Below are 13378 nucleotides of genomic sequence, written 5' to 3'. Positions count from 1 at the left end.
TTGAAAAACATATACGACATTATAATTATTGGCGGTGGTGCTGCGGGTTTCTTTACGGCTATAAATGCCGCAGAGTTTAGACCTAATGCTAAAATAGCCATTCTTGAACGTGGTAAGGAAGTTTTAACTAAAGTTAAAATTTCTGGTGGCGGACGATGTAATGTTACCCATGCTGAGTTTAATCCGCAGGATCTTACACAAAATTATCCGCGGGGTGAAAAGGAATTACTCGGTCCCTTTCATAGTTTTATGACGGGCGACACCATTGCCTGGTTTGAAAAACGTGGAGTGCCTCTTAAAATTGAAGAAGATGGACGTATGTTTCCTACGAGTAACAGCTCTGAGACTATTATTAATTGTTTTACTTCGGAAACAGAACGATTAGGTATTGGTGTTCTAAAAGGGCAATCTGTAAAACAAATTTTAAAGGAGGAAGAACGCTTTCAGATAATTACTGCTTCCGAAACTTTTTCATCAAAAAAAGTAGTGGTTGCAACAGGAAGTAACCCAAAAATATGGAAGGTGCTTTCGGCATTAGGACATAGTATCGTGCCACCAGTACCTTCGTTATTTACATTCAACATAAACGATAACCGTATTGCTAATCTTCAAGGGTTGGCAACAGATGTTTGTATAGAGGTGCTTTCCGAAGAAAACAAAACAGTATTAGAGAGTGAAGGTCCTTTGCTAATTACCCATTGGGGTATGAGCGGCCCCGCAATTTTAAAATTATCGGCCTGGGGAGCTCGTGTATTGGAGCCAACAAAATATCATTTTACAATCCGTGTTAATTGGCTGCAATATCTTTCTGCCGAAGATGCTTTGGAGCGATTAATAGAACTCAAACTAGAAAATCCGAAACAAACACTACAGAAATATACACAATTTGACTTGCCTAAACGGCTGTGGCAAAGTTTGCTGAAAGCAGCAGATATAATCGAAACCCAGATTTGGGCAGATGTTACTAAAAAACAATTAACCAATTTGGCTTCTCAGCTTACAAGAAGCGAATTCAAGGTTGAGGGTAAAAGCACCTTTAAAGAAGAATTTGTGACCGCAGGAGGTGTTCAGCTTAAAGAGGTAAACTTCAAGACTTTTGAAAGTAAATTACTTCCCAACCTTTACTTTGCCGGCGAAGTATTAAATATAGATGCTATTACAGGCGGATTTAACTTTCAAAATGCTTGGACAGGGGGCTATATGGTTGCTCAAGCTTTAACAAAAGAATCATGACACAATATATTGCGCTTCTCCGTGGTATCAATGTTGGCGGACATAAAAAGTTCTTAAAATCTGAACAGCTCGAAATGCTTGCTCAGATGGGGTTTGCTAATGCGCAAGTATATTTACACACTGGGAATTGGATTTTTTCCACATCGACATCTGCTCAAGATGTTTCAGCTACTATTGTACGTGCGATACAAAAGAAGTTTGGTTGGGAAGTGCCTGTTTTGGTTTTTACTACTTCGGAAATAGAAGACATTTTCAACAATTGTCCTTTTTCCGAAGACGTTAGAGAAAAAAGTTATTTTACCTTGTTAGCGGAAGTGCCACGTAAAGAAAGCATAGACAGATTGCAAACTCTGTCGTATACAGGAGAAGAATTTCATGTTACCAAAACATGTGTTTATTTTTATCCAGAAGAGGGAGCAGGAAAGGCAAAATTGAATAATAATATTTTTGAGAACAAACTAAAAGTTGTTGCCACTTCCCGTAATTACAAGACAATGGCAAAACTTATTGAGATAGGAACAAAATGAGCCTGATTGTTTTTTAGTTTGAAAAGTTTACATCCACATTCTTTTTCAGCAAATCACAGAATTTTTTTTTAATCAATTTGTCGAAAGCTTTCGAACGGTAGGTTTTGCTATCTTTACTGCTGAAAATTTCTTTGATGAGCACCAAGCAATTTATTCCTACTTTAGACTTTACAACCATAGAAAATGGAAGTGTTTCGGCACAAGCACCAAGTAATATTGCGTTGGTGAAATATTGGGGTAAGTATGGTGCGCAGCTTCCGCAGAATGCTTCCGTAAGTTTTACACTGTCGGCGTGTAGAACCGAAACTACCATGCATTTTAAGAAAATTACAACCGCTACCGATTTCAGCTTTGAGGTATATTTAGACGGTAGTCGTGAAGAAGGTTTTGAGCCTAAAATAAAGAAGTTTTTCCAGCGGATTGAACAGTACGTTCCTTTTTTGAAAGACTATCATTTCAGAATTGAAACCAAGAATACCTTCCCGCATAGCAGTGGTATTGCAAGTTCTGCGAGTGGCATGGGTGCCTTGGCATTATGCTTAACACAGTTAGAAGTGCTTTTAGGTGGCGATAATACAAAGGCGTATTATACTACCAAAGCATCTTTTTTAGCTCGCCTAGGCTCTGGTAGCGCGTCTAGGAGCATTGAAGGCCCTTTAGTGGTATGGGGAAATCATCCCAATATTGAGCATAGTAGTAATTTCTTCGGAATAGGCTATCCGTATTCCATTCATTCAAATTTCAGCAAGTATCAAGATACTATTTTATTGGTAGATAAGGGGGAAAAGCAAGTTAGCAGTACAGTGGGTCATGATTTAATGAACAATAATCCGTATGCCGAAGCGCGCTATAAAACGGCAAATAGCAACTTAGCGCAGCTTATTACCATTTTTGAAACGGGAGCTATTTCAGAATTTATAAAGATAGTGGAGAGCGAAGCACTTCAATTACACGGCATGATGATGGCGAGTATGCCTTATTTTATCTTAATGAAGCCTAATACGCTCGAGATTATAGATAGCATATGGCGATATCGCAAAGAGACGGGTAGCAAGGTTTGTTTTACACTAGATGCCGGTGCTAATGTACATGTGTTGTATCCATATTCTGAAAAAGCAGCAGTACAAAAATTTATTGCCACCTCACTCGCTCAGTATTGCAAAAATGGAGAATACATACATGATGCCGTTGGTTTAGGAGCTACCGTACAATAGGTCTTTTTGTATAGGTTTGCTACGTGCTGCTCTAAATCGAAATTATCATTAATAATGTTGTACTTTTGCACTAAGAAATTAAAAGACGTACCTTAGTGGTACATTTTAAGCCTATGCGTGGTCCCTTATTCTATTCAAAAATCCTACTTTTCGGTGAGTATGGTATTATAAAAGATTCTAAAGGTCTTTCTATACCTTATAATTTCTACAATGGTGCGCTTAAGATTGATACGCACAAAACCATTGCTACTCGAAAAAGTAATGATGCGTTAAAGCGTTTTGCCGATTATCTTGAGACCTTACAAAAAAATGAGCCTGAATTGGTAACATTCGATATCGAAAAATTGAATGCAGATGTTGAGGCAGGCTTGTATTTCGACTCTAGTATTCCGCAAGGGTACGGAGTAGGGAGTAGCGGAGCATTAGTCGCGGCAATATACGATCAGTACGTTAGTGATAAGATTACCGTACTTGAAAATTTAACTCGAGAAAAATTACTTCAGCTGAAAGGCATTTTTGCTGCCATGGAATCGTTTTTTCACGGAAAATCGTCTGGATTAGACCCCTTGAACAGCTATTTAAGTCTTCCAATTTTAATTAACAGTAAAGATAGTATTGAACCAGCCGGTATTCCTTCTCAGACTGAGAATGGAAAGGGAGCTGTATTTTTACTAGATAGTGGGCAAACTGGCGAAACCGCTCCTATGGTTCAGATTTTCATGGAAAATATGAAGCAGGAAGGATTTCGCAATATGTTGAAGAATCAGTTTGTTAAGCACACAGATGCTTGCGTACATGATTTTCTAAAGGGCGATGTGAGTTCGCTCTTCGGAAATGTAAAACAACTGTCTAAAGTTGTATTAGACAATTTTAAACCTATGATTCCTAAAGAATTTCATACGTTGTGGAAAAAGGGAATTGACACCAATGCCTACTATTTAAAACTTTGTGGTTCTGGTGGCGGAGGCTATATGTTAGGTTTTACTGAAGATATCGATCAGGCAAGATCACAATTAAAGAACTATAATTTGGAAGTAGTATACAACTTCTAAACTCCCTTACTTAAATGCTTAACAGAAAACAGAAATACTTTCTATTAAAGTTTTTCAGCTTGTTTTCGATTGTGCGTGGCTACAACATTCTTGTTATTGTCTTAGCACAGTATCTCACCTCTATATATATACTTGCCCCACAGTTACCTTTAAAAAAGGTGTTATTCGATCTTAATTTGCTTATGCTAGTATTGGCTTCGGCTTCTGCCATTGCTGGTGGATATATTATTAATAGTTTTTACGATTCAGAGAAGGATGTCATAAACAGACCGCATAAAACGATGCTAGACAAATTGGTAAGTCAGCAAACCAAACTCAACGGCTATTTTGTGCTAAATTTCCTATCGGTTATTTTTGCTAGCTATGTGAGTTTCAGAGCAGTTCTGTTCTTTTCTATTTATATTTTTGCGATTTGGTTTTATTCTCACAAACTTAAAAAGTATGCGTTTATTGGTAATATTACAGCGGCTATTCTAGCGGTCATCCCATTTTTTGCTGTGTTTATTTACTATCGAAATTTTGACGTAGTTATTTTTGTTCACGCTACCTTTTTATTTCTCCTAATCTCCATGAGAGAGCTTACAAAAGATTTAGAGAATCTTAAAGGCGATTTGGCACAAGGTTATAGAACAATACCAGTTGTTTATGGTGAAACGCTCTCGAAACGCATGTTAACTATCTTGAGCATTGCCACTTTGGTTCCTATTATCTTATTACTTACCAAATTTAAGATTGGTTATATGAATTTCTTTTTCTTCGGAAGTATTATTGGATTGGCGTTGTTCGATTTTATACTTTGGAATTCGGCACGAAAAATTCATTATATCATACTACACAACATCTTAAAGCTTATTATTGTCATAGGAGTTTTCAGTATCGTACTTATTGATGTTAGCCTTGTCTTAAAAAGATTTGGGTAATTAGAGTCGTGGCTATAGCAATTTAGCACCTGTTTTTTATAGGTTTAAGATAGTTAATTCAGAACTTTAAATTGTTTAATTACCCTAAGCCCCGTAGCATTTGAAATTTATCACCTCAAATTTTATCTTTTGATGTTAGAAGCCAATAGGCTTTATGTATCTTTGCAAAAAATAACAATGCACTAATTTTTAGTGTTTTAAAAGGAGCCGTACGTGCGGATTTGACGATGAGCAGACAAGATAATACAAGAAAAGGAAAGACTTCCGGAAGAGGAGGCGCAAAGGGTAAAGGCAAAAGCACTTCTCGAGGAAATGCACCCGTAAAAAGTACTGGGCATAAAAAATCAGGAGCAAAGCCTTTAGCACCAAAAAGACGCAATGCCGAAGGAGCACTTGCGGGAAAAGCAAGTGCAGCTAAGAAAAAGACTGTTAATAAAACAGAAGGTATTCGCCTCAATAAATACATAGCCAACAGTGGTGTATGTTCTAGACGTGAGGCAGATACCTATATTGCCACTGGTTTGGTTACTGTAAATGGCAAGGTAATTAACGAAATGGGACACAAGGTAAAACGTGAAGACGATGTACGTTTTGATGGGCGTCGTATCAACCCAGAGTTAGATACCTATATCTTACTTAATAAACCAAAGTCTGTTGCTTCTACCACTAGTGAAAGCAAAGGGCTAACCGTTATGGATTTAATAAGTAATGCAACATCGGCCAATGTGATGCCTGTTGGGCGTTTGGGTAGAAATGCAACAGGACTTATTTTATTTACCAATGATGATGCTTTAATGAAAAAATTTCACAGCAAAGGGATGGAACGTCTTTTTCATGTTGAGTTAAATAAAAATTTGAAAGCAGCAGATATCGATGCTATTAGAGAAGGAATTTCCATAAAAGGAGAAACTCATGCTGTTGAAGAAATAAGTTATGTGAAGAATGCTTCAAAAAAAGAAGTGGGACTCAAAATTAAAAATATGGGAAATAGTATTATTCGTACCATTTTTGAACATCTTGGCTACAACGTTGTTAAGGTAGATTGTGTAACAATCGCACATCTTACAAAAAAGGATCTACCACGTGGACGTTGGAAGGTTCTAACAAAACAAGAAATAGAATTGTTTTCAATGCTGTAATTTTTCAGAAAAAAACAGTTAAAGGGTCTCATTAAAATGAGACCCTTTTTGTTTAAAAAAAGACTTCAAATTAAAACGAAAAAAAATCATAAAAAAAATTGCCAATTCTAAAAATAAATTAAATTTGCGCCATTCTTAGCTGAACACTTTTGACAACTGTTTCTATGTTCGGGTTTTTGAAAAAGAGGAAGTCATATTCAAAAACAATCTGCCAGGCAGACAACCGAAATCTAAAGCTAGCTTCCGTTACCCCTACAATGGAGGGCCCGGTTATTAAAACCAAGGGCATTGCTTCTCGTTTAGCCTATTGGCTTAACCCAATCCGCATCTAAGTAACCATACTTGTTCAAGTTACCAGTCTGCATCATTTTTTGCAGCACCCTACTATATTAGTTTTTTTCAACAGAATTACACCTTACAATGAATACAAAATATATTGATTTAATCAATCAGACATACGATTTTCCGCAACCAGAATTTACTCTTAAAAATGAAACGTTAACTTTTCATGATATTGATTTAATGCAATTGGTACAACAGTACGGAGCACCGTTAAAGTTTACTTATTTGCCTAAAATTTCAGAAAACATTCAGAGAGCCAAGAAGTGGTTTGCGAGCGCCATAGAGAACCAGAACTATAAAGGTTCTTATAACTATTGCTATTGCACAAAAAGTTCTCACTTTAAGCATGTATTAGAGGAAGCCTTGCAAAACGATATTCATATTGAAACATCATCGGCTTTCGACATTAATATTGTTGAAAATTTAAAGGCTGAAGGTAAAATAACCAATCAAACCTATGTGGTTTGCAACGGCTTTAAAAGAGACCAATATGTGCAGAACATTGCGCGATTAATTAATAACGGTCACGAAAACTGTATACCTATTATTGACAATTACGAAGAACTTACGTTGCTTTCTAATGAAATTGAAGGCGACTTTAAAGTAGGGATTCGAATTGCTTCGGAAGAAGAACCAAAATTTGAATTCTATACTTCTAGACTTGGCATCGGGTACAAAAACATCGTTCCTTTTTACGAAGAGCAAATTAGAAATAACGACAAAGTTGAGCTTAAAATGCTTCACTTTTTTATCAATACAGGAATACGAGATAACGCCTACTATTGGAACGAATTAGTAAAGTGCTTAAAAGTATACACCAAACTTAAGAAGGTTTGCCCAAGTTTGGATAGCCTGAATATTGGTGGCGGATTTCCAATTAAAAATTCTTTAGCATTCGACTATGACTATGAGTACATGATTAATGAAATTGTGAATCAGATTAATAGTACTTGTGCAGAAGCAGACGTTCCTGTGCCTAATATCTTTACAGAATTTGGAAGCTTTACAGTAGGCGAAAGCGGGGGTGCTATCTATGAGATTTTATACCAAAAACAACAAAACGATCGTGAGAAATGGAATATGATTAACTCATCATTCATTACAACCCTTCCTGATACTTGGGCTATTAGCAGACGCTTTATCATGATGGCAATAAATCGTTGGAATGACGAATACGAGCGTGTTTTATTAGGAGGTTTAACTTGCGACAGTGATGATTATTACAACAGTGAGCAACACATGAACGCTATTTATCTTCCGAAGTATAAAAAAGAAAAGCCATTATACATCGGGTTTTTTAATACAGGGGCTTATCAAGAAACAATTGGTGGTTTTGGGGGTCTACAGCATTGCTTAATACCAAGCCCAAAACATATTTTAATAGATAAAGATGCAAACGGGAATATTACAACAAAGCTATTCTCTGAGCAACAAACCAGCGATCAGCTGTTAGACATTTTAGGGTATTCCCAAAAAACAACTGAAGCACATTTACAGCAAGAAACTAACTTTTCGACTAACTAATTATAAAAATGAACACAAAAACATATGCTGGCATTTCTAAAGAATATGCGGCACTAGAAACTTCAAAAATTGTACTCATTCCTGTTCCTTACGACGGCACTAGTACCTTTCAGAAAGGTGCAGACAAAGGGCCAGAAGCTTTTTTACACGCTTCAGAGAATATGGAGTTATACGATATTGAGACACAAACCGAAGTGTACAAACAAGGAATTTATCTAGCCGATGCGATTGCTGAAAAGTCGTCTCCAGAAGCCGTAGTAAGTGCAGTACATGCAAAAACCAAAGAGTATATTCTAAAAAATAAGTTTGTAACCCTTTTTGGCGGAGAACACAGTATTTCTATTGGAACCATTCGCGCCTTTAATGAGTGTTTCGATAACCTTACCGTGTTGCATATAGATGCGCATGCCGATTTACGTTCAGAATATGAAGGTTCAAGCTGTAATCACGCTTGTGCGGTATTTGAAGCCAGTCAGACCACAAACCTAATACAAGTTGGTATAAGAAGCATGGACGTGGCAGAAACCACTGTTTTAGATACTGAAAAAACATGGTTTGCGCACGACATGGCTAACGATGAGTATTGGATAGATAATGTGATTGAGGCACTAGGAGAAAATGTTTTTATCACTTTCGACTTAGACGCGCTTGATCCTTCAATTATGCCTTCTACTGGTACTCCAGAGCCAGGCGGATTGTTATGGTACGAGACTCTTGATTTTCTAAAACAGGTTTTTGAAGTGAAGAATGTAGTGGGGTTCGATATTGTAGAGCTCTGCCCACGAGAAGAAGATAAATCTTCAGACTTTCTTGCTGCCAAATTGTACTACAAAATGTTAAGCTACAAGTTTGCGGGAGAAGATGAAGACGAAGCCTTCGAAAGTAATTTTAATGACAAACAAAATTCAGTTTCAAAATTTAAAGACGCAGAAGATGAATACTAAAAGTCCAATTTCAGATTTTATACAGAAATACTACCTCCATTTTAACGCCGCGGCTTTAGTAGATGCAGCAAAGGGATATGAAGATCAATTAAACAATGGTGCTAAAATGCTGGTTTCGTTGGCCGGGGCTATGAGTACTGCAGAACTAGGTAAAATATTTGCTGCAATGATTCGGCAGGATAAAGTGCATATAATTTCTTGTACAGGGGCTAATCTCGAAGAAGATATAATGAACTTGGTAGCGCATAGTCATTACAAAAGAGTGCCTAATTATCGTGATCTAACACCACAAGATGAGTGGGATTTGTTGGAAAAAGGATTGAATCGTGTAACAGACACCTGTATTCCTGAGGAAGAAGCTTTCCGAAGAATACAAGAACATATTGTAAAAATATGGAAAGACAGTGAAGCAGCAGGAGAACGTTATTTACCTCATGAATACATGTACAAACTATTGTTAAGTGGTGTTCTAGAAGAGTATTACGAAATAGACATAAAAAATAGTTGGATGTATGCAGCAGCAGAAAAGAACCTCCCTATTGTTTGCCCAGGTTGGGAAGACAGTACCATGGGTAATATTTTTGCAAGCTATGTGTTAAAAGGTGAGTTGAAAGCGTCTACCATGAAAAGTGGTATTGAATATATGACGTTTTTAGCAGATTGGTATACGGAAAATTCAGACAAAGGGATTGGTTTCTTTCAGATTGGAGGAGGTATTGCAGGAGATTTTCCAATTTGTGTAGTACCTATGCTATATCAGGATATGGAGCGCACCGACATACCTTTTTGGAGCTATTTTTGTCAGATTTCAGACTCTACAACAAGCTACGGAAGTTACTCTGGCGCCGTCCCCAATGAAAAAATAACATGGGGAAAGTTAGATATAAACACGCCTAAATTTATCATTGAAAGCGATGCAACTATTGTAGCACCCTTAATTTTTGCCTACTTGTTAGGCATGTAAGCGTTTTTATAACACACGACATGTACAAAGTACAATCACACCAAATTGCGCAGCACATCAATATTAAACAAGTGCGCGCTAACTTTAAGGGTACATTGGTTTATGGCGATAGCGATGAGCTATTTTACAAGTTAAGCGATACCAAATATTTATATATTTTTCAGTTTGGTATTGTTGGCTATTTTAATGTAGCTAAAAGTAGCATTACACAAATAGAAGCTGTTTTAAAGCCCTACGGAAAGGGTAGTATGCCCGAACATCTTTCTGAAGATATAAATGTAGTGCTGAAAGAGAAAACGCTTGAGGTAGGTTTTAATAGCGTGACACTGCCAGAGATAGATGAAGAAATGATTAGACTCGTAATGTTGCATACTTCGCAATCTGTGGCGTTAGATCGTTATTCAGAAATTACCGAACAACTGTTAGAAGAAGCTAGTATACATACCAAATCTTTAGAAACAAGGGGACGTTTGCGTATCTCTAGTACAAAGCTGAAAAAGTTTATTGGTAGAACACTGAATATTAAGAATGCGATTTATGAAAATCTATATATATTCGATTCACCCGAAGTAGTTTGGCAGGATGAACAACTTGCTAAACTAGACAATGAGCTGAAACGAACATTCGATTTAAAAAATCGCTATCGAAACATTCAAGACCGAATCACTATTATAAAAGAGAACCTCGAGCTTTTTAAAGATATCTGGAATCATAAAGAGAGCAGTACACTAGAATGGATTATTATCATTCTCATCTTTGTAGAGATTATTGACTTGTTTGTTACAAAAGTATTTTAACCATGAAACCTCTTAAGTATAAACCACTTGAGAGGTTTTTTTAGCTAAAATTTCATATAAGGCAATTCCAACTACCAACAAGTACTCTAGTGCAACAAGCCATAAATTCTCCTGAAAACCTTCTGGACCATAGGCCGAATAACTTAGTACAACCACAAAACTCCAAACTATAGGAAACTTATAACGTGTAAATACCGAAAGCACTAAAGGGGTTGCTATGTACCATGGATGCACAGTGGTAGAAAGTAAAAAATATGCAGAAACAGCAAAGAGCATCGCTGTTATAAGTTGCTGCGTAGTTGTATTTCTTCGGAAAAAGGTAAGACATAAAACTATTGTAATAACTACAAGTGGTAGCACCTTACCTACAGTACCTATAATATTCCAGCCTACAACTTGAAAGCCAATCCATCTAATGATGTAGTAAATACTAGCGTTGAATTCGAAATTTTGAAACCATAGCCCTATAGTAGCAGAAAAATTTGAAATAAAATCTGCTGATAAAAAAGGAGCAAATGTTATAACAACTGTGGCCAACGTGACTGTATAAAATGATAGCAATTTTAGAATTCTTAATGCCGTTGAAGAGCTGCCCCAAAAGGTATTGTGTTTTGTGCTAAACCATTTAAAAAACAGCGGTAACAACAGCAATGGTAGTAATTTAACCGAAACCGAAATCCCTAATAAGATTGCTGCCCAAAACCATTTGCCTTTGTGCAAGGCAACTAGTGATGCCGCCACAAAAAACAGCATTACTCCTTCAAAATGTAGATTGCCAGTGAGTTCAATTATGATAAACGGATTGAGAAAATACCAGAAGATGTTCTTTACAGGTAAGTTAAAAGCCACTAGGAGACGCTTTCCGAAGTATAATATCCCCAAATCGGCAAGAATAATGAGAACCCTTAACACCACTACCGAACCTACAATACTTTTACCCGATAAAAGACCAGCGATGGCAAAACACAACTGATTAATTGGAGGATAATTACTGTAGTGACTCGCATTAAGACTACCCATACCTTTGTATAATTGGGTAGCTTGTGCAACTTGCTTTCCAGAGGTTACTTCTAGTGCAGCGGGAAGATCTGTGAAAAATAGTTCGGACGTAACTAAATACGGATTTACCCCCTGAATTAATAATCGTCCATCCCACAAAAACCTATAAAAATCTTGAGACAAATTTGGGATGACTGGGAGAAAAAGTAGTCTTAAACCAACACCAAGCCCCGCTAAAACCCAAAAATTATACTTTGAATGTTCAATGATTTTCCACGCACAAAAAAATAGACCTGCGTAAAGCAACAGCAGTTTTAAAAATTCACTACGCTCTAGGTGGTAAGCAAAAAGCAAATAGAGAATCAGCGATCCAAGTACTGGAAACGCTAATTTTTTATAAGAACTAAATGTTAGAGCCACTATAAGTGCTAATTAATTACGAGGGCAAGTTAAAAATTGTATTCGAAGTAGGGCGGCCAGATACAATTTGTTTCTTAAGTCGTAAAAATTAATAGAACTAACGGAGCTTAACTTTCAGCGTTCTAGAATTTTATCTAGAATCTAAGATTATTTAATCTTGCCACTCGGCAATAAATAAATTGGTATCACGACCACCGCCATTGTTTCGGTTAGACGAAAACGCCAGGTATTTACCACTATTTGAAAATACAGGGAATGCATCAAATGTTTGGCTGTGTGTTACACGTTCTAAATTCTTCCCGTCAAGATCGATTAGGTAGAGATTAAATGGAAATCCGCGTTCTGCTTCAAAATTGCTACTAAATAAAATTTTATCGCCACTAGGATGAAAAAACGGACTCCAGTTAGCATTGCCTAAGTTGGTGATTTGTTTTAAATCGCTCCCATCTGCGTTACAAATAAAAAGTTCCATTTCTGTTGGTTGTACGAGTCCTTGAGCCAGTAAATCTTTATATTCTTTAATGGCTTCTTCTGTTTTAGGGCGTGACGCTCTAAAAATTAATTTAGTACCATCTGGAGAGAAAAAAGCACCTCCATCATAGCCAAGTTCGTCTGTAATTTGCTTTACATCAGACCCGTCTAAATTCATGGTGTAGAGCTCTAAATCGCCACTTCGCATAGAGGTGAAAACAATTTTGTCGCCTGTTGGAGAGACCGTTGCTTCGGCATCATATCCTGGCTCGTTGGTTAACTGTTTTGTAATGTTTCCTTCAAGATCTGAAATAAAAATATCGAAGCTGTCATACACAGGCCATACATATTTTCCATTTTTTCGAAGAGGTACTTCTGGGCAAGCTTCGTCTACCAAGTGTGTAGATCCATATACGTAATGTTTATTATCGGGTAAAAAGTACGCGCAAGTAGTACGTCCTTTCCCTGTAGAAATCATTGGCGGTATTTTGTTTCCGCTAAAAGTTTCCGAAGCATACATTTTGAACATTTGGTCACAGCCAACGTTCCAGTCTTCATTATTAGATTGAAACACCAACTTACTATCGTCGAAACTCCAATATGCTTCCGCATTATCACCACCAAAGGTTACTTGTCTTATATTTTTAAAGTGTTTTTCTTCTGGGTAGATTAAACTATCATTATCCCACTCCATTACAATTTTTTCTGAAACCTCCTCATTTTCAACTTTCGTATCTTCAACATCTTTTGTTGTAGATTCTGTGGTGTTCTGCTTACAAGAAACGAACAAGGAAAGTAGAGAAATCAGTATAATATTTTTCATTTTGCTGTA

The 13378-nt window shown here is 36.8% G+C and carries 12 protein-coding genes; 10 read left to right on the top strand and 2 right to left on the bottom strand.

The annotated features are described in order from the left end of the window. From G5B37_RS07655 to G5B37_RS07610, 10 genes are all read left to right on the top strand, one after another. Positions 1 to 1233, top strand: a complete 1233-nt coding sequence (locus tag G5B37_RS07655) for a BaiN/RdsA family NAD(P)/FAD-dependent oxidoreductase (protein WP_263649859.1) — start codon at positions 1 to 3, stop codon at positions 1231 to 1233. After that, complete coding sequence (locus tag G5B37_RS07650; protein ID WP_164679456.1) at positions 1230 to 1760, top strand: DUF1697 domain-containing protein; 531 nt, start codon at positions 1230 to 1232, stop codon at positions 1758 to 1760. The genes G5B37_RS07655 and G5B37_RS07650 overlap by 4 nt, the downstream gene beginning before the upstream one ends. Before the next feature lie 134 nt (positions 1761 to 1894). After that, a complete protein-coding gene (locus G5B37_RS07645; protein ID WP_164679455.1) occupies positions 1895 to 2974 on the top strand; it encodes a diphosphomevalonate/mevalonate 3,5-bisphosphate decarboxylase family protein in 1080 nt (359 codons plus the stop codon). Between the two features lie 113 nt (positions 2975 to 3087). Further along, a complete protein-coding gene (locus G5B37_RS07640) occupies positions 3088 to 4026 on the top strand; it encodes a mevalonate kinase family protein (protein ID WP_164679454.1) in 939 nt (312 codons plus the stop codon). Between the two features lie 14 nt (positions 4027 to 4040). Beyond that, positions 4041 to 4946: a geranylgeranylglycerol-phosphate geranylgeranyltransferase gene (locus G5B37_RS07635; protein ID WP_164679453.1), complete on the top strand. Its 906-nt coding sequence runs from the start codon at positions 4041 to 4043 to the stop codon at positions 4944 to 4946. 227 nt (positions 4947 to 5173) lie between these two features. Continuing rightward, entirely contained in the window at positions 5174 to 6085 is a 912-nt protein-coding gene (locus G5B37_RS07630) for a pseudouridine synthase (protein ID WP_164679452.1), read from the top strand. Positions 6086 to 6505: 420 nt separating this feature from the next. Then, complete coding sequence (locus G5B37_RS07625; RefSeq protein WP_164679451.1) at positions 6506 to 7951, top strand: arginine decarboxylase; 1446 nt, start codon at positions 6506 to 6508, stop codon at positions 7949 to 7951. Between the two features lie 8 nt (positions 7952 to 7959). Further along, positions 7960 to 8895 (top strand): agmatinase, encoded by a 936-nt coding sequence (gene speB, locus G5B37_RS07620; protein ID WP_164679450.1) that lies wholly within the window; start codon positions 7960 to 7962, stop codon positions 8893 to 8895. Further along, positions 8885 to 9859 (top strand): deoxyhypusine synthase family protein, encoded by a 975-nt coding sequence (locus G5B37_RS07615; RefSeq protein WP_164679449.1) that lies wholly within the window; start codon positions 8885 to 8887, stop codon positions 9857 to 9859. The genes speB and G5B37_RS07615 overlap by 11 nt, the downstream gene beginning before the upstream one ends. A 20-nt stretch (positions 9860 to 9879) precedes the next feature. Then, positions 9880 to 10656, top strand: a complete 777-nt coding sequence (locus G5B37_RS07610; protein ID WP_164679448.1) for an RMD1 family protein — start codon at positions 9880 to 9882, stop codon at positions 10654 to 10656. A 12-nt stretch (positions 10657 to 10668) separates the two neighbouring features. Here G5B37_RS07610 and G5B37_RS07605 read toward each other — a convergent pair whose 3' ends face one another. Both G5B37_RS07605 and G5B37_RS07600 read right to left on the bottom strand, forming a co-directional pair. Then, complete coding sequence (locus G5B37_RS07605; RefSeq protein ID WP_318527372.1) at positions 10669 to 11838, bottom strand: mannosyltransferase; 1170 nt, start codon at positions 11836 to 11838, stop codon at positions 10669 to 10671. A 388-nt stretch (positions 11839 to 12226) separates the two neighbouring features. After that, positions 12227 to 13369, bottom strand: coding sequence for a TolB family protein (locus G5B37_RS07600; RefSeq protein WP_164679447.1), 1143 nt, complete (start codon positions 13367 to 13369; stop codon positions 12227 to 12229). Between the last annotated feature and the right edge of the window lie 9 nt (positions 13370 to 13378).

It is taken from the genome of Rasiella rasia, assembly GCF_011044175.1.
Classification (GTDB): Bacteria; Bacteroidota; Bacteroidia; order Flavobacteriales; family Flavobacteriaceae; genus Marinirhabdus; species Marinirhabdus rasia.
Note: the sequence above shows the minus strand (reverse complement) of the source record. Positions and strands in the feature narration are given on the sequence as shown.